The sequence below is a fragment of the Streptomyces sp. NBC_01197 genome (assembly GCF_036010505.1).
Classification (GTDB): domain Bacteria; phylum Actinomycetota; class Actinomycetes; order Streptomycetales; family Streptomycetaceae; genus Streptomyces.
This window is the reverse complement of sequence record NZ_CP108569.1, coordinates 4,822,659-4,843,526: the sequence shown is the minus strand read 5'-3', so window position 1 is coordinate 4,843,526 and position 20,868 is coordinate 4,822,659. Positions and strand designations below refer to the sequence as shown.

The window sequence follows — 20,868 nt, the reverse complement described above, 5'->3', positions numbered from 1 at the left end:
ATGGAAGGGGGGTGTCCGCCCCTTACTCTTTGAGACTGCCCCTCTGTCCACCCCCTCCACCGGAACGCGAGATTCATGACCGGCACTGGCACCGACGATGTCCTGCTCGTCCACGGCGGCAACCCGCTCGAGGGCGAGATCCGCGTCCGCGGCGCGAAGAACCTCGTGCCCAAGGCGATGGTCGCCGCCCTGCTCGGCAGCGGTCCGAGCCGACTGCGCAATGTGCCCGACATCCGGGACGTACGCGTCGTGCGCGGGCTGCTCCAGCTGCACGGTGTGACCGTCCGCCCCGGTGAGGAACCGGGCGAGCTGATCCTCGACCCGTCGCACGTCGAGAGCGCCAACGTCGCGGACATCGACGCCCACGCGGGCTCCTCGCGTATCCCGATCCTCTTCTGCGGCCCGCTGCTGCACCGGCTGGGTCACGCGTTCATCCCCGGCCTCGGCGGCTGCGACATCGGCGGTCGGCCGATCGACTTCCACTTCGAGGTGCTGCGCCAGTTCGGCGCGACGATCGAGAAGCGGGCGGACGGCCAGTACCTGGAGGCCCCGCAGCGGCTGCGCGGCTGCAAGATCCGGCTGCCGTACCCGTCGGTCGGCTCGACCGAGCAGGTGCTGCTGACGGCCGTGCTCGCCGAGGGCGTCACCGAGCTGTCGAACGCCGCTGTGGAGCCGGAGATCGAGGACCTCATCTGCGTACTGCAGAAGATGGGCGCGATCATCTCGATGGACACCGACCGGACGATCCGGATCACCGGCGTCGACCAGCTCGGCGGCTACAACCACCGGGCGCTGCCGGACCGTCTGGAGGCCGCGTCCTGGGCGTCGGCCGCGCTGGCGACCGAGGGCAACATCTATGTGCGCGGCGCCCAGCAGCGCTCGATGATGACGTTCCTCAACACGTTCCGCCGGGTCGGCGGCGCCTTCGAGATCGACGACGAGGGCATCCGCTTCTGGCACCCGGGCGGCCCGCTCAACGCCATCGCGCTGGAGACGGACGTCCACCCCGGCTTCCAGACCGACTGGCAGCAGCCGCTGGTGGTGGCGCTGACGCAGGCGAGCGGCCTGTCCATCGTCCACGAGACGGTGTACGAGTCCCGGCTCGGCTTCACGTCCGCGCTGAACCAGATGGGCGCGCACATCCAGCTCTACCGCGAGTGCCTGGGCGGTTCGGACTGCCGCTTCGGCCAGCGCAACTTCCTGCACTCGGCGGTCGTCAGCGGCCCCACCAAGCTGCAGGGCGCCGACCTGGTCATTCCCGACCTGCGCGGCGGCTTCTCGTACCTGATCGCCGCGCTGGCGGCCCAGGGCACCTCACGGGTGCACGGGATCGACCTGATCAACCGCGGCTACGAGAACTTCCTCGACAAGCTGATCGAACTGGGCGCGAAGGTGGAACTGCCGGGAGCGGCGCTGGTCTGAGCGCGGACGGGGCCGAAGTCCCTCCGCCGGTTCCTGAGTTGTACGGGACAGCGGCCCCCAGCTGATCAGAGGCTCAACCCCGATGCGGCTACGAAGAGTTGGGTTGAGCCCTCGCTGTCGCCGATCCGCACCATCCGGACGGCGAACGGCGTGAAGCCGAGTGCGGAGGCGGCCGGGCCGACGGCGCGCAGACCCGCGTCCGGCGACCGCTACCGCCGCCCCCGCTCGGCCGTCTTCCCGTATCCGGCGGCAGCCGCGCCGCTTGGCGTGCACCCGGCCGTCGCCTGGCCGTGGAGGACACACCGGCCGGGCCACAGCGGCCCTGACGGCCGGATGCCGCCTGCTGGCGGCCCCACGGTCCCTGGCATCGCCACGGGGCCACGCACCCTCCTCGTGGCGTCCCTGACGGCCGTGGACCCGACGCTGACGTCCCACGCGGACGCAGCCAGGGAACCCGAGGTGGCCATCACAAGGCCGGTCGGCCTGCCGTCGTACGGGCCCACGAGGCTGTCGGCCCGGCCCGGGAAGCCGCTCCGGCCCGGTCCGGGACCGCGCCCGTCCGAGCTGAGACCGCGCTGCCCGGCCCGAGCAGCCGCGCGGGTCCGGACATGCCGGAGGGCGGCCCACCCTGACCGGGTGGCCGCCCTCCGTTCCGTGCTCTGCGCTTGGGGACTACTTGCCCTTCGCGGCTTCCTTGAGCTTCGAGCCCGCGGAGACCTTCACGCTGTAGCCGGCCGGGATGTTGATCGGGTCGCCGGTCTGCGGGTTACGCGCGGTGCGAGCGGCACGGTGGGTGCGCTCGAAGGTCAGGAAGCCGGGGATGGTGACCTTCTCGTCGCCCTTGGCGACGATCTCGCCGACCGTCTCGGCGAGAGCGGCCAGAACGGCGTCGGCGTCCTTACGAGTCACCTCGGCACGATCGGCCAGGGCGGCCACCAGCTCACTGCGGTTCATGTTGTTACTCCCGTGTTCTTCTTGCCTGTAAGGCGTGAGATCGAAGCCGATGCTGCCAGGGCCCTAGGACAGTCCCCGGACCCGGGTCTGACGTCAGACCCTCGCGCCCGAATATGCATCCTGCCCCCACCAACGGCGGGAAAGCCAATCCGGCACTCACCGGAGTCACACGAACGCGTCACCGTCCCGGGATGGTGACGCTCCGTCGACTCCGTGAAACCCGGCTGTGGGCGCCCAGGGGCTCATTTCCCGCCACCCTAGAGGGGCGTTTGGGGCCGCGAGTCCCGCGACGCGCCGGGCGTCAGGCGGACGTGGGCGACGACACAGCCGCACCGGCCGACTTAGCAGCCGACCTGACCGCGTCCGCGACCGCCCCGGCGACCTTGTCGTTGAAGACCGAGGGGATGATGTAGTTCGCGTTCAGCTCGTCCGCGCCGACCACATCGGCGAGCGCGCCCGCCGCGGCCAGCATCATCTCGGTGTTGACCGTACGGGACTGGGCGTCCAGCAGACCGCGGAAGACACCCGGGAAGACCAGCACGTTGTTGATCTGGTTCGGGAAGTCCGACCGGCCGGTGGCCACAACTGCCGCCGACTGACGGGCGATCGCCGGGTCGACCTCGGGGTCGGGGTTCGCGAGCGCGAAGACGATCGCGCCGTCCGCCATGGCCGCGACGTCGTCGCCGTCCAGCACGTCGGGAGCCGAGACGCCGATGAAGATGTCGGCGCCGACCACGGCCTGCTTCAACGTGCCCGTCACGCCTTCGGGGTTGGTGTTGTCGGCGATCCAGCGCAGCGGCGACTCGGGCTTGGCGTCGACCAGGTCCTCGCGGCCGGCGTGCACCACACCGTGGATGTCGGCGACGACCGCGTGCTTGACGCCCGCGGCCAGGAGCAGCTTCAGAATGGCCGTACCGGCCGCTCCGGCGCCGGACATGACCACCCGGACCTCGCTGAACTGCTTGTCCACCACGCGCAGTGCGTTGGTCAGGGCGGCGAGCACGACGATCGCGGTGCCGTGCTGGTCGTCGTGGAAGACCGGGATGTCGAGGGCCTCGCGCAGCCGGGCCTCGATCTCGAAGCAGCGGGGCGCCGAGATGTCCTCCAGGTTGATGCCGGCGAAGCCGGGCGCGATGGCTTTGACGATCTCCACGATCGCGTCGGAGTCCTGGGTGTCGAGGCAGATCGGCCAGGCGTCGATCCCGGCGAAGCGCTTGAAGAGGGCCGCCTTGCCCTCCATGACCGGCAGCGCGGCCATCGGGCCGATGTTGCCGAGCCCCAGTACCGCGGAGCCGTCCGTCACCACTGCAACGGAGTTGCGCTTGATGGTGAGCCTGCGGGCGTCCTCGGGGTTGTCCGCGATCGCCATGCAGACGCGGGCCACACCCGGGGTGTAGATCATCGAGAGGTCGTCACGGTTGCGGATGGGGTGCTTGGACGCCATCTCGATCTTGCCGCCGAGGTGCATCAGGAAGGTACGGTCGGAGACCTTCCCGAGCTCGACCCCCTCGATGCCCTTGAGCTGCTGCACGATCTGGTCGGCGTGGTCGGTGGAGGAGGCGGCGATGGTGACGTCGATCCGCAGCTTCTCGTGGCCGGAAGCGGTGACGTCGAGACCGGTGACCGAGCCACCGGAGGACTCGACGGCCGTGGTGAGCTGGCTGACCGCGGTCCCGCTCGCGGGAACCTCCAGACGCGCCGTGATCGAGTACGAGACGCTGGGCGCCGTTGCCATGGCCGACTTCCTTTGCTTTTCCCTGGTTGTTCAGTAAAACGCATCCGATGGTCGCACCTACCAGCCGGTAGCTGGTAATGAGACCTCCGATTCGGAAAGTGTTTTCCACCATACGAGAAAGTGCCTGGTCGGGGAAGCCCCGCAGGAGGGCGGTTCGCAGAAAGATGCGTTCCCGGGTGGTTACGGCACGTCACAACAGGTGGTCACGGAGCGTCATATCACCCACCGTACGGACCCCCGAACAGGACCGTACGGACCAGGAGACCGAACCGGACGCACCACCCAACAGAAAAGGTCCGCACCGCCCGGGGGCGGTACGGACCTTTTTCAACTGAGTGACACCGGCCCGCCATGCTCGCCTCGCGGCAAGTGGTCGCTCGAAGCGACGAAGGTTGGGCCCGGGGGCTTGGATCGAGCCGGTGCCACGACCAGGTTAACAAACCACCCGGGAAAGTGATTCCCCTGCGGGGGATTGACTCCTGGCCCACCGTCGGGACCCGCGCGGACCAGGCACGTCAGTCCCGCAGCAGGTCCGGTACGCCGTCACCGTCGGGCGCGTCGACCGCCGCCGAGACCACCGTGAGCTGCTGCGTGGCACGGGTCAGCGCCACGTACAGCACCCGCAGCCCGGCCGGCGACTCGTCCGCGATCTCCGCGGGCGACACCACGACCGTCGCGTCGTACTCAAGACCCTTCGCCTCCAGGCTGCCCAGCGCCACCACCCGGTCCCCGAGACCGGCCAGCCACTTCCTGGCCTGCTCACGCCGGTTCATGGCGACCACCACACCGACCGTGCCGTCGACCCGGTCGAGCAGCAGCCGGGCCTCCTCCCGCACCGTGCCGGCCAGGTCCCCGTCCGGCACGCCCGCGAAGCGCGGCTCGACCCCGGTGGAGCGGACCGCCGACGGCGACTCCATGCCCGGCATGGCCAGGGCGAGCACCTTCGCCGCCAGCTGGGCGATCTCCGCGGGGTTGCGGTAGTTGACGGTCAGTGTGAAGCGGCGGCGCGGGCGGGCGCCGAGCGCCTCGTCGCGTGCCTCGGCCGCCTCGTCCGGGGCCGACCACGACGACTGGGCCGCGTCGCCCACGACCGTCCACGTCGCCTGGCGGCCGCGGCGACCGACCATCCGCCACTGCATGGGCGTCAGATCCTGCGCCTCGTCGACGATGACATGCGCGTACTCGGTGCGCTCCTGGGCCAGCCGCTCGGCCCGCTCCCACTGGGTCTCCTCGCGGTGCGGCATCAGCTCCTCCAGACCGGTGAGCTGGTCCAGCGGGTCGTACTCGCGCTTCTTCCTGGGCCGGTGCGGGGTGCCCAGCAGCGCCTGGAGCTCGTCCAGGAGTGCCACGTCGTGCACCGAGAGCGCCTCGCGCCGGAGCGAACGCGCCAGCTTGCGCACCTCGCCCTGGTTGAGCACCCGGCGCGCCCAGCGGCCGAGCCTGCGCTCATCGGCCATCGCGGCGAGCACCCCGCGCGGGGTCAGCTCGGGCCACCAGGCGTCCAGGAAGTCGGTGAAGCTGTCCTCGTTCGACACGTCGTCATCGAAGGACGACCGCAGCTCGGCGGCCAGCTCCGGGTCACCCGCGTACGAGGACGAGCCCCTGGCCCGGCCGCCCGACTTCGCCCACAGCGCGTCGAGCAGCAGCCGACGGGCGCGCGGGCGCAGCAGGTTGACGGGCGCGGTGCCGCTGAGGACGTTGTGGCGGATGCGCTGGAGCTCATCGGATTCGAGTTCGAGCCGGCCGCCGAAGACGACCACCCGCAGCCGGTCCGGGGTGACGGGGGACGAGTACGCTTCCTGCGGGTCCTGCGTCCGGCCCTGCTCCTCCGGCCCGTCCGCCTCACCGAAGGACAGCTGGTCGCCGCCGAAGGACAGCTGCCCGCCTCCTCCCTGGCCACCGGCACCGCCCCGGGTCCGCTGCCGCGCCGGCCGCTGCGCCGGGTTCTCCAGCGCCCCGCGCGCCGCCTTGCGCAGCACCTGGAGCATCCGCGACGAGCCCTTGACGCGGGCGACGGCCGGATCGTCGTACGCCGTCGCCTCCGCGCCGTCCACCAGCGAGCCGACCGCGCGGATCGCGACCTGGCCCTCCTCACCGAGCGACGGCAGCACGCCCTCGGTGTACGCCACGAGCAGCGGCGTCGGCGAGACGATCAGGATGCCGCCCGCGTACTTGCGGCGGTCCTGATAGAGCAGGTACGCGGCGCGGTGCAGGGCCACGGCCGTCTTGCCGGTGCCGGGCCCGCCCGACACCTCGGTGACGGACGCGGCGGGCGCCCGGATCACCAGGTCCTGCTCGGCCTGGATGGACGAGACGATGTCGCGCATGGTGTGGCTGCGGGCCTGCCCGAGCGCTGCCATCAGCGCGCCGTCCCCGACGACGGCCAGCGGGGCACCGTCCAGCGCCGCCGTCAGCTCGGGACGCATCAGGTCGTCCTCGACCCCGAGGACCTTGCGGCCCTTGGAGCGGATGACCCGGCGGCGTACGACCCGGCCGGGGTCGACCGGGGTCGAGCGGTAGAAGGGCGCGGCGGCCGGGGCCCGCCAGTCGATGACCAGCGGCGAGTAGTCGGAGTCCAGGACCCCGATCCGGCCGATGTGCAGGGTCTCGGCCACATCGGCGGTGTCGTCGGGGCGTACGGCGTCATCGGCCGGTTCCACGGCGGTGTACGCGCCGTCCGGGCCCTTCTTGCCGTCCTTGCCCTGAAGCAGGTCGATACGTCCGAAGAGGAAGTCCTCGAACTCGTTGTTGAGGCGGTTGAGGTGGATACCGGCCCGGAAGACCTGGGCGTCCCGCTCGGCGAGTGCGCCAGGCGTGCCGACCTGGCCGCGCTGGGCGGCGTCGTTCATGAGGAATTCAGCCTCGTGAATCTTCTCCTCAAGGCGTCGGTACACCTGATCGAGGTGCTCCTGCTCGGTCGCGATCTCGCGGTCTCTGACCGAGTCGACAGCGGCGTCCTGCGCGGCCACTGAGGCCCCCTTCTTGCATGCATTGGGCGACCGTCAACCCTATGCGAACGGGGAGCGTATGTCAGGCGCCGTTCCGTCGGCGTTCCTGCGGCCTTCGCTCGGGCTTGCCCCGCGCTTCCTGCGGCCTTTCCCCGGGCTTCCCTCGGACGCCGGCGCGACGGCCGCCCTGCGGCGGTGCCTGGCGACCCGCTCGCGGTTGCCGCAGACCTCGCTGGAGCACCAGCGGCGGCGGTGCCCCCTGGAGGTGTCGAGATACAGCCGCCGGCAGTTGTCGCCCTCGCACTGGCGCAGCAGCGCGCGGGCCCCGGGATCGGTGAGCAGTTCGACGGCGTCGCGGGCGACGACGGCGAGCAGGGCGTCGCGCTCGGGGGCCGCGGCCAGCTCCCTGACGAGGCGGCCGCCCTGGTCGCGTACCGCCCGCAGCCCCGGAGGCGGGCCCGCCGCCCGGACGTTGACCTCGGCCAGCGCCCGTTCCGCCCGGCGGCCCGCGACTTCGGCTCTTACCAACTCGGCCACGTAGGACCGGAGTTCGGTGAAGGCCCGCAGCCAGTCGGCGCCGGGCACCGGGAGCGGGGTGCCGGCCGGGACGAGCCCGGCACCGGTCAGCCAGGCGGCCAGCCGCCGCCCGCAGTCGAGTTGTTCAACGGAATCCGTCCCTGTCGCCACCAGGTCCAGGCAGATGCGCCCGGAGTCGAACCGCAGCTCGTACGCGTGCGAACCCATACCTCTTACAGTGCCCGGCGAGGTGCCGTGCCGTAACCCCCGCCGCCGGCGCGCTTGATGCGTACTCCTGATCGGGACCGGGATACCGGGCTCAGGTCCGGTCGTGCAGGATCCGCTGGAAGAGCCGGTGGTCGCGCCACTCGCCGTTGATGAGCAGATAGCGGGGCGCCACCCCGTAGGTCTCGAAGCCGCACTTGGTGAGCACCCGCTGCGAGGCAACGTTGTCGAGCATCGTCCCGGCCTCGACGCGGTGCATCCCGAGCTCGTCGCGGGCGATCCGGCAGACCTCCTCGACCGCACCTGACGCCACGCCCCGTCCGGTGAAGCCTGCGTCGACCCAGTAGCCGACGGCCCCGCTGCAGAGCGGCCCCATGACGATGTTGTTGAGGGTGATGGTCCCCACGATATTCCCGGTGCCGGTCTCCTCCAGCACCCAGGGCACCGTCCGCCCGGCTTCCCGGTCGGCCAGCGAGACCCTGAGGCGCTCCAGCTGGCCGTCGACGGTGTAGAAGGACTCGGGCCTGGCCGGCTCCCTGGGCCGCATGTACTCACGGTTGCGGCTGAGGACGGTGGCGAGGGCTTCGGCATCGGAGAGCTCGACCAGGCGCAGCCGGATTCCTTCGGTCATCATTCCGGCACGGTAACTCCAGGGGTCCGCCGCTCGACCGGCGGGCCACAGTGCCCCGGACGTGCCCTGCCTCAGCCTTCGTCGCCGTACGTCGTGTCCGCCGCCGGGTCGACGGCCAGCCGGTACCCCCGCTCGGCCACCTCCTGGATCGGAACCGCCGGTCCCAGCGCCCTCCGCAGCCGGTCCATCGCCGCCTCCACTGCGTGCTCGTCGCCGCCCGCGCCGGGGAGTGCCGGCACCAGTTCCGCGCGGGACATCACCCGGCCGGGGTGGCGCGCGAGGGCCCGCAGCAAGGCCGTTCCAGCCAGGGGTACGGGGCGGAGCGCACCGTCCACCAGGACCGCCTGGCCCCGGATCTCGACCCGGTGGCCCGCAACGGACAACTTGGGCGCCCGCGACGGGAGTTCCTCACAGAGAACCTGGACGAGCGGCCCGAGCCGGAAGCGTTCCGGCTGGAGCGTGCCGATGCCCTGCGCTTCGAAGGGCAGCGCCGTGACCGGCCCCACACAGACCGCCGGCACATCGTGGCGGAGCACGGCGAGCAGCTCCTCACGCAGCCCGCGCGTCTCCGCGCGGGCCAGCAGTGAGGTGGCGGCGGGAGCGCTGGTGAAGGTCAGGGCGTCGACCGCCCCGGCGAGCGTCGCGTCGAGCAGCCGGTCGAGCGGGCCGATGTCCTCGGGCGGCATCCACCGGTACACCGGCACGCCGACCACGTCCGCGCCCGCACCCCGCAGCGCCTCCACGAAGCCGGTCAGCGGGTCACCGTGCAGCTGCACCGCGACCCGGCGGCCCGCCACTCCCTGCGCGAGCAGCCGGTCGAGCACTTCGGCCATCGACTCGGAGGCGGGCGACCACTCCTCGCGCAGGCCGGCAGCCCTGACCGCGCCCTTGACCTTGGGTCCGCGGGCGAGCAGTTCCGCCCCACGCAGCCGTTCGACCAGAGCCTCGCCGAGGCCCCAGCCGTCAGCGGCCTCGATCCAGCCGCGGAAGCCGACCGCGGTGGTCGCGATCACGATGTCCGGCGTGACACCGATCAATTCTTCGGTGGCAGAACGGAGTTCGCTGTCGTCGGCGAGCGGCACGGTGCGCAGGGCGGGCGCGTGACGGACCACGGCACCCCGCCGTTGGAGCAGCGCGATGAACTCTTCCGCGCGCCGGGCTGCGGTGACGCCGACGGTGAACCCGGCGAGTGGACCCTGCTCGGGTGGTGCGGTGTCGTGCATGGTGCGCGAGCCTCCCAGGAGCGCGTGACGGCCCAACTTGGCGGGGTGGAACTGCGGCGTTGCCGGGACCGGAGCCGTATGGCGACGGTATACCGGTGGGGCCACGGCGCACCAAGCCCGCGGCGGCCGGCGCAACAGGCGGCGCAGCAGGCGGGCAGCGCAACCGGCCCGACGCGCCCGTCAGCGGTCCGGAGCCGTACGGCTCCGGCCGTCCGGCCAGAGCCGTGGGCGGCGGCCGGCCGCCAGGTCCTCGATCCAGCCGACGGCCGGCACGGTCAGCCCGATCAGCGGCCACACCGCGAGGAACATCCACACGTTGTACGTAGCGGTCAGCGCCGAGTCGAAGTGGCCCTCGATGAACGGCACGTTGTACAGCTGGTCGACGACCGGCACGGTGGCCATGATGAGGGCGTTGTGCCAGAGGTAGATGGTCACCGCGCGGTTGTTGGTGAGCGTGATCACCCTGTCGAACCGGGCCAGCCGGGGAGGCAGTTGGCGCCAGGACGGCGAGTACGCGAGAAGCAGCGCACAGGCCCCGAACGACCAGGTGGCCTGGGCGAGCGGGATGTCGTTGAGGTCCCAGCCGTCGGGCCCGAGATGGCCGTGCGCCCACCAGAGGCCGAAGGCCATGACGGGGACTGCACAGGACACCAGGAAGTAGCGCGGCACCTTCTTGAGCAGCCCGTCCTGGTGGGCGAAGCCCAGGACCCAGCAGGAGCCGTAGACCGCGAAGTCGGTGAGGGCGAGGCCCGGTTCGCCGGGCACGGTCACCATGCCGGTACCGACGACCGCGGTCAGCGCGAGCGGGGCGAGAAGTGTCGGCCAGGGCAGCCTGCGGAAGGCCTTCAGCAGCAGCGGCGAGAGCAGTACGAACCAGAGGTAGGCCCGCAGGTACCAGAGCGGGCCCACCGCCTGGTCGGGCCAGTCCTGATCCAGCCAGCCGGACGCGGAGCCGAGCGAGTCGGGGTAGGGCGGGGCGCCGACCGGTACGAGATAGAGCAGCACCTTGGTGACGGATGGCCGCCACCCGGCGTACGCCATCATTCCGACCATCAGCGCGCCGAACGCCCACATCGGCGGGAGCAGCCGACGGACCCGGCCACGGATCACCGCCAGGGCGGGGCGGCTCAGGGAGCGGGCCATCAGGGAGCCCGCGAGAGCGAACATGACGCCCATCGAGGGGAAGACGATCGACAGCCAGGCCCAGCCGAACAGGTGGTAGAAGACGACTCGGACCAGGGCGGTGGTCCGGAGCAGATCGAGGTAGCGGTCGCGGCCGGGGGGAGGGGCGAGTACGGGACCGGGACCGGGACCGGCAGCAGCGGGGACGGACGCCGGTGTGGTGGCGGTCATGCGACGGGCCTCGGGTTCTCGCTGGAGCGGTTCCAGCTGGGGCGGTTCTCACTGGAGCGCCTATCGCCGGGAGCCTCGCCCGGAGCCGCGACCACCCCCGTACGGCGCAGCTTCTGCCAGCGCAGCCGGCCGCCGGTGAGAGCGGTGATCCACGACTGGAGCAGCACCACGTACATCAACTGCCGGTACAGGATCTGCTGGAGCGGCAGCGAGACGAGATGGCGCGGCCGTTCTCGGTCGAGCCGGAACGCGTACGCGGCGCACACGGCCTGGACGGAGAGCACGGCGAGCCACGCGAGCACGGTCCGCTCCGTCGGGCCGAAGATCAGCCCGTACAGCAGGAAGACGTCGATGAGCGGGGCCAGCAGCGGCGCCAGCACCATGAAGAGCGCGACCAGCGGCAGGCCGACCCGCCCGAACCGCCCCGAAGGCCCGCGCTCGACCAGGGCGCGGCGGTGCTTCCAGATCGCCTGCATGGTGCCGTACGACCAGCGGTAGCGCTGCGACCAGAGCTGCTGGACACTCTCCGGGGCCTCGGTCCAGGCGCGGGCGTTCTCCGCGTAGACCACGCGCCAGCCGTCGCGGTGCAGGGCCATCGTGATGTCGGTGTCCTCGGCGAGGGTGTCCTCGCTCAACCCGCCGACGCGGGCGAGAGCGGTACGGCGGAAGGCGCCGACGGCCCCGGGAATGGTGGGCATACAGCCCAGGACGTCGTACATCCGGCGGTCCAGGTTGAAGCCCATCACGTACTCGATGTGCTGCCAGGCGCCGATGAGGCTGTCCCTGTTGCCGACCTTGGCGTTCCCGGCGACCGCGCCGACCGTCGGATCACCGAAGGGCTGCACCAGTTCGCGCACGGTGACCGCTTCGAAGACGGTGTCGCCGTCCATCATCACGACGAGGTCGTGCCGGGCGTGCGCGATGCCGCTGTTGAGGGCCGCGGCCTTGCCCGCGTTGCGCTGTCGCACGACCCGGACGCCGGGCAGCCGCAACGATTCCACCAGGTCCGCCGTACCGTCCGACGAGCCGTCGTCGATGACGACGACCTCGACGGGGTGGTCGCTCTCGGCGAGCGAGCGGACCGTACTGACGATGCAGGCGCGTTCGTTGTACGCGGGGACCAGCACCGATACGGGTTCGGTGACCGGCGGCCCCCAGCGGAAGCCCGGTGCGCGGACCGTGCGGGCGTGGACGAAGGAGAGCACCAGCATCAGCCCGAAGCGGGCGAACACCAGCACACCGACGACGGCGAGGCAGCCGATCAGCACGCCGGAGACGTCGTCGGAGAGCCCGACGGCGAAGACGAACGCCTTGCCTCGCCACAGTTCGGCCCCGCTCACCGGGGTCTGCGCGGACGGCGCGCCGAGCGCGTCGGTGAGGCTGGCGAACCGGTAGCCCCTGTGCTGGAGTTCGGGAAGATAGCGGCCGAGCGCGGCGACGGTCTGGGCGCGGTTGCCGCCCGAGTCGTGCATGAGGACGATCGCGCCCTGACCGCCCCCGGGGGTGGCGTTGCGCAGGATGGTGGGGACGCCGGGCCGCTGCCAGTCCTCGCTGTCGACGGAGTCGAGCACGGTGATGTAGCCGCGGCTGCCGATGTACTTCACGACCGGCCAGTTCTTGTCGTCGAGCGCGTCGGCGAACGACGAGTAGGGCGGACGGAAGAGCGAGGACCGGATACCGGCGGCGCCCGCGAGGGCCAGCTGCGTCTGGGAGAGCTCCCGGTCGATACGGCTCTTCGACTGGTACGAGAGGTCGGGGTGGTTGAAGGTGTGCACGCCGACCTCGTGGCCCTCGTCGACCATGCGCCTGACCAGGGCCGGATAGCGGGAAGCCATGGTTCCGGTGACGAAGAAGACGGCGTGCGCGTGGTACTTCTTCAGCTCGTCGAGGACCTTCGGGGTCCATTCCGGGTCGGGCCCGTCGTCAAAGGTCAGGACGATGCGGTGGTCGGGGATGCGCAGGCTCGTGGGTTCGCCCTTGCCCCGGGCGTCGATGACCGGGCCGCCGTCGAGGATGTGGCCGGGGACGTCGTCGGTCGCGGCCGGCGGGCGGACCCGGTGGTCGGCGACGATCTCGCTGTGGACGTAGCCGCGCATCACGAGCATGCCGAAGAGCGCGACGAGCACGAGCAGCGGCAGGAGGTACCGCATGGGCGGCCTGCGGCGACGGACGGTCCGCTTGAGCCCTCGGGCTGTTCTCATTTTCTTACGGTGCGCTCTCTGGGGATGTGGACTGTTCGGTTCCGGGTCCGGTCGGCGCGGTCGCGCTGCCCGAAGGGGCCGGTGCGGACGGGGACGATGAGTGACCACCACCCGGCGGGGCGGACACCACGGGCGCCGGCTGCGTGGCGCCGCCCCCGGGGCCCCGGACGGGCGGCGCGAGCTTGCCCGACTTGCCGGACTTCCCGGACTTGGCAGCCTTGCCGGGCGGGGCGCTGCGGGCGCCGGGGGGCCCGGGCGTGGCCCGCACCCCGTGGGAGACGACGGTGGCCGGTTCTGGCGCCCCGGTGGACCCGACGGTTACCGGTACCGGTGCCGACGTCACTCCCGGGAGCCCCTTCCCCGGTGCCGGGGAGGCCACGGGTCCGGCCGGGATCCTGACCGTGTCCGCCTTCTTCCCGGTGGCGGGTCCGGGGATCAGCAGCCAGGGGGCGGTGGAACTCCCGCCGACGACGGTGGACACCAGCAGCACCGCGTAGGAGGCGCAGGCGAAGGCGAGCACCCAGCCGATACGGCGGTACTTACGGCCCCGGCGGCCACTGGCGTCCACGAAGACGGGGCTGTCCGTGACCGAGGGAACATCCGCACCGTCGGATGGGGCGGCCCCGCCCGCTCCAGGGAACTCACCTGATCCGGAGGGCTCTCCAGAGCCGGAACCGGAGCCAGGACCTGAGCCGGAGCAGGAGCCTCGGCCTGAGCCGGAGCAGGGCTCGGGACCGGGGCCGGGCAACTCCCTCCCCAGCCCATCGAGTTGAACCGTCACATCATGCGGTTCATTGATCTGACCGAAACGGGCGCCTTCTCGCCATTTTTCCACCGCTGTCCACACATCCCCCCAAGGTCGATTCACTGCGCGTAGTTGACCGGACGGATGCGGCCGGACCGAGTCCCCACTCAGGCCCGAGCGCCCTCTACCCTGCTCGTCCGGGGGGCGAATCTAGCGCAGCTTCAAGCCACTTCAGGACGATTGTTCACAGTTGCTCATATAGACCCCTGATCTGCCCGCACATCGCCATGTCCACGGCAGGTAGCCAGGACCCGGCAGGCATGTCCAGCCAGCCCTGGGCGGCCACACCCTCATCGATCGCCTGGTGAAGGGCACTGAGTCCCGGGTGTCGCAAGGATTTTCGCCATACGAGCGAGACCGGTGACAGCGGTACGGGATATACCAGAGGGCGCAGCACCATTCCGGGGACCCCGATGAACACCGTGCTCGCCAGTACCGACCAGCGGCGTTTGCGAATCACACGCGCGAACTCCTCCTCGCCGTCGATCTCCGGGAAGGACTCCGCCAGCCCGATCCCCCGCCCGGCGAACAGCCGGGCCGCCAGATCGGTCCACTCCGCGGTGGCCGGATTTCCCGCCGCCGCATAGAGCGTCTCCCCCGCCAGCGCGTCCAGCGGCACCTCGTCGAGGGCGGCGAGACGGTGCTCTTCGGGCAGCAGGACCGCCATCCGTTCGAACCGGACCGGCCGGTGGTCGAGCAGATCGAGCACCTCCGGGGCGAGACCGGCGATCCGGCCGGCCGAGACGTCGAGGCGGCCCGCCACGATCTCCGCCGCTCCCCCCGTCAGACCACTGTGAAAACGCGCCACGAACTCGACATCGGGCGCCAGCTCACGGGCCCGCGCCAGCAGCTGGGAGGCAGTGCCGACCGGGGCTCCCACATCGACAAGCAGGGGGCGCTGGTCATGCGTCCAGGCCGCCGCCAGCTCGTCGTACGCGGCGAGCACCCGCCGGGCGTACGGCAGCAGCCGCACGCCCTCGGCGGTGAGCGAGACCTGCCGGGTGGTCCGTACGAACAGCTCGGCCCCCAACTCCCGCTCCACCCGCCGCACATCACGGCTCAACGCCTGCTGCGCCACATAGAGCCGGGCGGCGGCTCGGGTGAAATGCAGATCCTCCGCGACGGCGACAAAGGCACGCAGCAGACGGGGCTCGATATCCGGGGGGCGCTGAGGCATCCGCCGAACTTACAACGGAACCGCGTCAATCGGCCCCGAACAGGTGTTGGACCGCGCAAGGGACTCCCCGGGAGTCTGACGTACATGGACCCGCAACCCACCCGCACAGAACCCAGACCCGCCAGGCCGACCCCCCATACCGAAACCCGGGACGCCGACCCCACCCCCCGTACCGCAGGCGGCCGGGCCCTCGCCCCGTACCGCCGGCTGCTGGCCACCCCCGGCGCGCGCGCCTTCACCGCGGGCAATCTGCTCGCCCGGCTCCCCATGGGGATGTTCAGTGTCAGCGCCGTGATCATGATCGCCGGATCACGGGGCTCGTACGGGCTCGCCGGGAGCGTCACCGCCACCGGACTAGCCGCGACAGCGGTCGTCGGCCCGTGGACGGCACGCCTGGTCGACCGTTACGGCCAGGCCAGGATCGCCGTACCCGCCACGCTGCTCGCGGCGCTCGGCTCGCTGGCCCTGCTGCTCTGCGTGCGATACGGGGCGCCCGACTGGACGCTGTTCGCCGCCTACGCGGCCACCGCCACCACCCCCAACACCGGCGGGATGTCCCGGGCCCGCTGGTCGCATCTGCACCGCGGCGACCCGGACACCCTGCACACCGCCAACTCCTTCGAACAGGCCGTGGACGAGCTCTGCTTCATGCTCGGCCCGGTGGCGGCGGCGTTCCTCTGCACGTCGCTCTTCCCGGAGGCGGGCACCCTGGTGGGCGCGGTGCTCCTGGTCACCGGCGTGCTGATCTTCGCCGCCCAACGCGCCACGGAACCGCCCCCCGCACCCCGTACGACCACGACGCGCTCCCCGCTCCGCGCCCCCGGGTACCCGTCCCTGATCGCGGTGTTCCTCGCGACCGGCGCGGTCTTCGGCGCCATGGAGGTGACCACGATCGCCTTCGCCGACGCGCAGGGGCACCGTTCGGCGGCGGGCGCGGTCCTCGCACTCCAGGCAGCGGGCTCGTGCGCCGCGGGCCTGCTGTACGGGTCGGCGCGCCCGGCCCGCAACGTGCGGCGGCGCCTGCTCGGTTGCCTCGCCGCCATGACCGTACTGATGACGGGCCCGCTCATCGCGGCCTCGGCGACCGGCTCCCTGCTCGCCCTGTCGGCGGCCCTGCTCCTGGCGGGCGCGGCCACCGCCCCGACGATGGTCACCGGCATGACGGTAATCCAACGCATCACTCCTCAGGGCCAGTTGAACGAGGGAATGACACTGGCCGTCACGGCACTCCTGGGCGGCATAGCGACGGGCTCGGCAACGGCGGGCTGGGTGGTGGAACGCCTGAGCCCAACCACCGGCTACGCGGTCCCCACGTCGGCGGCAGCCACAGCCCTGCTGCTGGGCGCGGCCACGCACCGGAGCGGGACCCGGACCGCGGAATCCGGGGCGAGTAGCTGAAGAAGGCGGCCCGGGCGCCGGGGGCCGGCACTGACCTGCGGTGTCGGAATTGAGGAAATCTTCGGCGACAGCGTCGCTGTAAGCCTTCTCGCTCTGGACCCCGCACACCAGCAGGACCACTGAGCAGACCCCGCCGTCGACGGATCGGACGCGCAGCACACTGCCACCAGTCACCCAGTCACCCAGTCACCCAGTCACCCAGTCACCCAGTCACCCAGTCACCAGGATTCAGGGTTCAGGATTCAGGATTCAGCGGTCACCCGAAGACAAGAAGGCAAGCGCCTGCTGGAGATTGTGCTCGGCGATGCCCATCATCGCGTCGCGGTCGGGGAAGTCGCCGTCCAGGAGTCGCAGAGGCCCGGCGACGAGCGACAGCCGCATCGCCAATGTGTAGAAGGTAAGCCGCTGTTCATCGAGATCCCGAGTGTCGAACCATCGGTAGTGCTCCCCGAAACGGATACGCAGGAACGCGTGCTCCCATTCGACGTCGAAGAACATCAGGCCCTCGATGTCGATGAGGACGGGCTGCCCGAGCCGGTCCACGAGCACGTGGTCAGGTCCCAGCTCGCCATGGACGAGCCCGTACTCCGAGCGTGGGCGTACGGCGGCGGCCAGCCCTCGAACCTCTTCCTCCAGGTGCCGGCGGACACGCCCGATCCGGCTGTCGCGCGAGGCGGCCTCGGCGAGGTCGTCGAGCGCGCGGTCGAGGACGCCCTGCTCACACGACCGGCCCCGGGCGACACCGCCGCCGTCGATCAGGGCGACCTTGCCGAACCCCGGTCCTGTGTGCCGCCGCATCACAGCGAGCGTCTCGGCGAGCACCGCCAAGGTCGCCTCCATACGGTGCGGTTCGCGACGGAGGAGCGCCTCAAAGTTCTCACCGGGAACGTCCTCGACGACCGCGATGTCCGCTGGGTAGTGGCACCTGCTCCGATCCGCCAGAAGTATCCGGGGCGTGCGGATCCCGAGGGCGTCGAGACGCCTGTTGGCAGCCTGGAACAGATCGATGCCGGAGGCGTGCGAAAACGTGTCCGTATGGTCGTCGGCGGTGTGGCCGTCGGCGTCACCGGCATCCGTGGCGGGCCAGAAGTTCTCGGCGTCGTCCCAGATATAGACGATCGCAGTGGAGCCGTCGTCGAAGGTGAGGCGGTACACCCCCTTCTTGCTGCCACCTCGGAGCCGTGCCACGCCGTCGAGGCGGCGTCCGTCCCCCAGAGCCGCGCGCGCGACCCCTTCCAAGTGATCACGGGTGACCACCTTGCGTGTTACGTCCACGACCTGCGTCCCCCTCGTCGCCGGCACAGCCCCACTCCGGCGGGGCGTGCCCGGATCGCCGGCGTGTTCTTGGAACCGGTCCCTAGTGGGGGCCGTACCGGGAGAGCCCACCGGTGCCGAGATCTCCGCCGAGCTCTGCGGGCAGCGGTACCGGCTCGCCGTACAAACCATGGACGACCCCCTGGTACGTATCCACACGAGGCCGGGTGAACAGGGACCACGTCCCCGTACGCGGATCGATCTGCAGCAGCCGCGCGACACCTGCGGCGGCGTACCAAGCGGTCTTCTCGTGGATGCCCTTGAGCCGTTCACTCGGCGAGATGACCTCCACCGCCAGCTCGACCGCGTCCGCGTCCAGCAGCCACCCGTCGGCGTCCTTGAACGCGCGCGGGCCGATGGTCAGATCCGGAGTCGCGTAGTCGTCGGGGTCATCGACCATCGGAACGGACACATTCTCGAACGCTTCACTCGCGGCAGCCAGACCGGGCCTGATCGCGTCCCGAAGATCGATGACGATCCCCGCGTGCTTGCCGCTGGGGCTCGGGGACATCACGAGAGTCCCCCCGATGATCTCGACTCGCATGCCTGTGGCCTGCTCGATACTCTCGGCGGCCTCACGCAGATGCCCCCGGCGAACGGGGATGGAGGGGTGGGCCTGACCTGCCAAGGTGTCTCCTCCTTGCATGCGGAGCTCATGCGGTATTCCTCACTTTAGGGCAGCCGTCAGGCCGCGGCACGGCCTGTTGCACGGGCTGCCGGACGGCAGTCGGCGCACAGCCCGGCCGGGTCATGGGTGCGGTGTGCGCGTTCGCAGCCGTCGCAGGTGTGGAGCGGGGCGAGGGTGTGCGGCACGGGGCCGGCCGGAAGCGGTGGTGGGAGAAGCGTGGCGAGGCGGTGTTCCAGGAAGCGGGCCGGGTGCCGGATGGGCTCGGGCTCGCGCGGCAGGTTCGCGGTAAGAGTGCGCGTGACCTGGGCGGGCGCGGCATCGCGGGCGAACCAGTTCTCTACAGCCGGGGCGAGGCGCTGGATGTCACGGGCGGAAAGAAGGAGCCGAGGGTCGGCCACCCGAAGCCGGGCCAGAAGATCAGCGGCGGGGCCGGTCGCGGGCGGTGACGCTGGAAGTGACGGCGGCCGGGGCTGTACGGGGGTGCCGGGACGCCGCACCGAACCGGTGGCGGGCAGCGGACTACCGGCCCGCACGACCATCGGCGGCGACGGGGGCGAGGGCGAGGGCGGCGGGTCCTGGTCCGGCTCATACGCACACCCCGGCTTGTCATAGACGAAGGTACGAGTGGCGACCCGCCCGCCGCCCAACGGAACCCGCCGACGCTCCAAGTATCCAGCTGCTTCAAGCTCGTTGAGGGACCGGCGGATGGTCGTCTCGCCCTCAGGGAAACGCAAGGTCAGCGCCTTGACTGTCACAGAGGCGCCATCGGGGAGCGACAGGATGTGCAGGGCAAGACCCATCGCGGTCGCGGAGAGACGCGGATGCTGGGCGAGGTGGTTGCCGATCACCGTGAACCGGTCGGTGTGACGGTGACGTACGTGGAGGACTCCGGCACGCGGAACGCCCTCGGGGAGCGCGGACATGCCAGCGCTAAACTGCGGATCAGCCATCGGGAAGCTCTTTCTTCCTGGGTGGTCAGGCCCTCGGCCAGGATTGCCGTCCTGTCGGGGGCCGTCTGTTTTCGGTTGTGGTGGTGCATGGGTCTTGGCGCTGCTGCGGCCGACCGTACCGCACCGATCCGACAATCCACTGCGCCATCACCCGTACGTGTGACGGGGGCAGTTGGGGGGGGTTGGTTGGGTAGTGGTTCTCTCCCGTTGCTTTAAAGGGAAGCGTGCCCCACCGGGACGCGGAATCTCGGGCCCCGGCGCCGAACTGCGCGAACGCGGGTGTACAGCACCAGCCTTGGCGGATTGCAGACGGCTCAATCCCGACGTACGGCCTCTATGAACGCGGTCCACGCCGCCCTTGGGAAGACCAGCGCGGGGCCGGTCTGGTTCTTGCTGTCACGGACGGGGACCACACCCCACACGCCCTCGGCGACTTCCAGGCAGTCGCCGCCCTGGCCGTTGCTGTACGTGCTCTTGCGCCACCGGGCTTCGGCCAGGTCGATTCGTGCAGCGCGCATCAGCTGTACTCCTCCATCACTGAACGGATTACGGCCAGGGACTCGTCCGGGGGTAGCGCCTTGGCCTGCAGCAGATCGTCCAAAGCATTTTCAGCCACCTCGTCCGGAGCCTCCAGCAGCTCCCCGGAGTGCGAACTCTCGGTGTAAGCCACATCCTGTCCGCGCTCAAAACTCAGCAGTGTCAATGATCCACCCATGACCGGGTGTTCCCCCTGACTGAAGGGAAGTACCTGAAGCACCACGTGCGGTGTCCGGGCCATGTGGAGCAAGTGGGCCAACTGCCCGCGCATGCCCGCCTGCCCACTCACGGGGCGGCGGATCACCGCCTCGTCCAGGATGCACCACAGCAGAGGGGGAGCACCGCCGCTGAGGATTACCTGCCGTTCCCTTCGGGCAGCGACCAGCCGCTCGATCTCGGCATCAGTGTCCCGCGGCCGACTGATACGCAGCAGGGCACGCGCGTACGCCTCGGTCTGAAGCAGGCCCGGCACAGCATGCCCCACGTACTTGAGCATTTTGATCGCCTTGGCCTCGTAGGTCACAAACTTCTGAACCCAGTCCGGGAACGGAGTCCGTCTGACGTGAATCCACAAGTCCACGAGATCGCCATCCGCACCCAGCAGCGCGTCCAGCTTCCTGCTGACGTCCTCCGGCGGGGTCTCGTTGCCCAGCTCGAACTGCGCGATCCGGCTGTGCGCAATGGGAATCCTGTCGCCCAGCTCGCGCTGCGACCATCCCGCACGGATCCGGAGCTTGCGCAGCTTCGAGCCGTACAACGCGGCGAGCGATGCGGACGGGTCGAGTTCTTTCGGCGCAGGCACTGTCGCTCCCGTTTTCGTTCCAGCACTCCGAAAACCGCTACCCCTGGTG

17 protein-coding genes are annotated in these 20,868 nt (G+C 70.7%); 2 read left to right on the top strand and 15 right to left on the bottom strand.

What is annotated here, in order from left to right; translation table 11 throughout:
- Window positions 1–75: 75 nt before the first annotated feature.
- Window positions 76–1,422, top strand: coding sequence for a UDP-N-acetylglucosamine 1-carboxyvinyltransferase (gene murA, locus OG452_RS22150; protein WP_164266016.1), 1,347 nt, complete (start codon window positions 76–78; stop codon window positions 1,420–1,422).
- Window positions 1,423–2,094: 672 nt separating this feature from the next.
- Here murA and OG452_RS22145 read toward each other — a convergent pair.
- From OG452_RS22145 to OG452_RS22100, 10 genes are all read right to left on the bottom strand, one after another.
- Window positions 2,095–2,376: an HU family DNA-binding protein gene (locus OG452_RS22145; protein ID WP_003968811.1), complete on the bottom strand. Its 282-nt coding sequence runs from the start codon at window positions 2,374–2,376 to the stop codon at window positions 2,095–2,097.
- A gap of 301 nt (window positions 2,377–2,677) precedes the next feature.
- Window positions 2,678–4,111: an NAD-dependent malic enzyme gene (locus OG452_RS22140; RefSeq protein WP_327297329.1), complete on the bottom strand. Its 1,434-nt coding sequence runs from the start codon at window positions 4,109–4,111 to the stop codon at window positions 2,678–2,680.
- A gap of 515 nt (window positions 4,112–4,626) precedes the next feature.
- The gene (locus OG452_RS22135) at window positions 4,627–7,080 is read right to left on the bottom strand and encodes a HelD family protein (protein WP_327297328.1); all 2,454 of its coding nucleotides are present in this window, start codon (window positions 7,078–7,080) and stop codon (window positions 4,627–4,629) included.
- Between the two features lie 39 nt (window positions 7,081–7,119).
- Window positions 7,120–7,803, bottom strand: a complete 684-nt coding sequence (locus tag OG452_RS22130; RefSeq protein ID WP_327297327.1) for a CGNR zinc finger domain-containing protein — start codon at window positions 7,801–7,803, stop codon at window positions 7,120–7,122.
- Between the two features lie 91 nt (window positions 7,804–7,894).
- Window positions 7,895–8,434 carry a GNAT family N-acetyltransferase gene (locus OG452_RS22125; RefSeq protein WP_327297326.1) on the bottom strand — a complete coding sequence of 180 codons (540 nt, stop codon included), beginning with the start codon at window positions 8,432–8,434 and terminating at the stop codon, window positions 7,895–7,897.
- Between the two features lie 68 nt (window positions 8,435–8,502).
- Window positions 8,503–9,654 carry a uroporphyrinogen-III synthase gene (locus OG452_RS22120; protein WP_327297325.1) on the bottom strand — a complete coding sequence of 384 codons (1,152 nt, stop codon included), beginning with the start codon at window positions 9,652–9,654 and terminating at the stop codon, window positions 8,503–8,505.
- Window positions 9,655–9,834: 180 nt separating this feature from the next.
- Window positions 9,835–11,007, bottom strand: a complete 1,173-nt coding sequence (locus OG452_RS22115) for an acyltransferase family protein (RefSeq protein ID WP_327297324.1) — start codon at window positions 11,005–11,007, stop codon at window positions 9,835–9,837.
- Entirely contained in the window at window positions 11,004–13,157 is a 2,154-nt protein-coding gene (locus OG452_RS22110; protein WP_327299728.1) for a glycosyltransferase, read from the bottom strand. Before OG452_RS22110 ends, OG452_RS22115 begins: the two co-directional genes overlap by 4 nt.
- A gap of 55 nt (window positions 13,158–13,212) precedes the next feature.
- Window positions 13,213–13,776 (bottom strand): hypothetical protein, encoded by a 564-nt coding sequence (locus tag OG452_RS22105; RefSeq protein ID WP_327297323.1) that lies wholly within the window; start codon window positions 13,774–13,776, stop codon window positions 13,213–13,215.
- A 421-nt stretch (window positions 13,777–14,197) separates the two neighbouring features.
- A complete protein-coding gene (locus OG452_RS22100; RefSeq protein ID WP_327297322.1) occupies window positions 14,198–15,190 on the bottom strand; it encodes a LysR family transcriptional regulator in 993 nt (330 codons plus the stop codon).
- 84 nt (window positions 15,191–15,274) lie between these two features.
- On the opposite strand from OG452_RS22100, the gene OG452_RS22095 reads away from it, so the two are divergent.
- The gene (locus OG452_RS22095; RefSeq protein WP_327297321.1) at window positions 15,275–16,588 is read left to right on the top strand and encodes an MFS transporter; all 1,314 of its coding nucleotides are present in this window, start codon (window positions 15,275–15,277) and stop codon (window positions 16,586–16,588) included.
- A gap of 249 nt (window positions 16,589–16,837) precedes the next feature.
- Here the strand turns inward: OG452_RS22095 and OG452_RS22090 are convergent, their stop codons facing one another.
- The 5 genes from OG452_RS22090 to OG452_RS22070 form a co-directional block, all read right to left on the bottom strand.
- Window positions 16,838–17,863, bottom strand: a complete 1,026-nt coding sequence (locus OG452_RS22090; RefSeq protein ID WP_327297320.1) for a phosphotransferase family protein — start codon at window positions 17,861–17,863, stop codon at window positions 16,838–16,840.
- 82 nt (window positions 17,864–17,945) lie between these two features.
- Window positions 17,946–18,530 carry a Uma2 family endonuclease gene (locus tag OG452_RS22085; RefSeq protein ID WP_327297319.1) on the bottom strand — a complete coding sequence of 195 codons (585 nt, stop codon included), beginning with the start codon at window positions 18,528–18,530 and terminating at the stop codon, window positions 17,946–17,948.
- Window positions 18,531–18,586: 56 nt separating this feature from the next.
- Window positions 18,587–19,480, bottom strand: a complete 894-nt coding sequence (locus OG452_RS22080) for a helix-turn-helix domain-containing protein (RefSeq protein ID WP_327297318.1) — start codon at window positions 19,478–19,480, stop codon at window positions 18,587–18,589.
- A gap of 314 nt (window positions 19,481–19,794) precedes the next feature.
- Entirely contained in the window at window positions 19,795–19,998 is a 204-nt protein-coding gene (locus tag OG452_RS22075; protein WP_327297317.1) for a DUF397 domain-containing protein, read from the bottom strand.
- Window positions 19,998–20,819 carry a helix-turn-helix domain-containing protein gene (locus OG452_RS22070; RefSeq protein WP_327297316.1) on the bottom strand — a complete coding sequence of 274 codons (822 nt, stop codon included), beginning with the start codon at window positions 20,817–20,819 and terminating at the stop codon, window positions 19,998–20,000. The genes OG452_RS22075 and OG452_RS22070 overlap by 1 nt, the downstream gene beginning before the upstream one ends.
- Window positions 20,820–20,868: the final 49 nt, after the last annotated feature.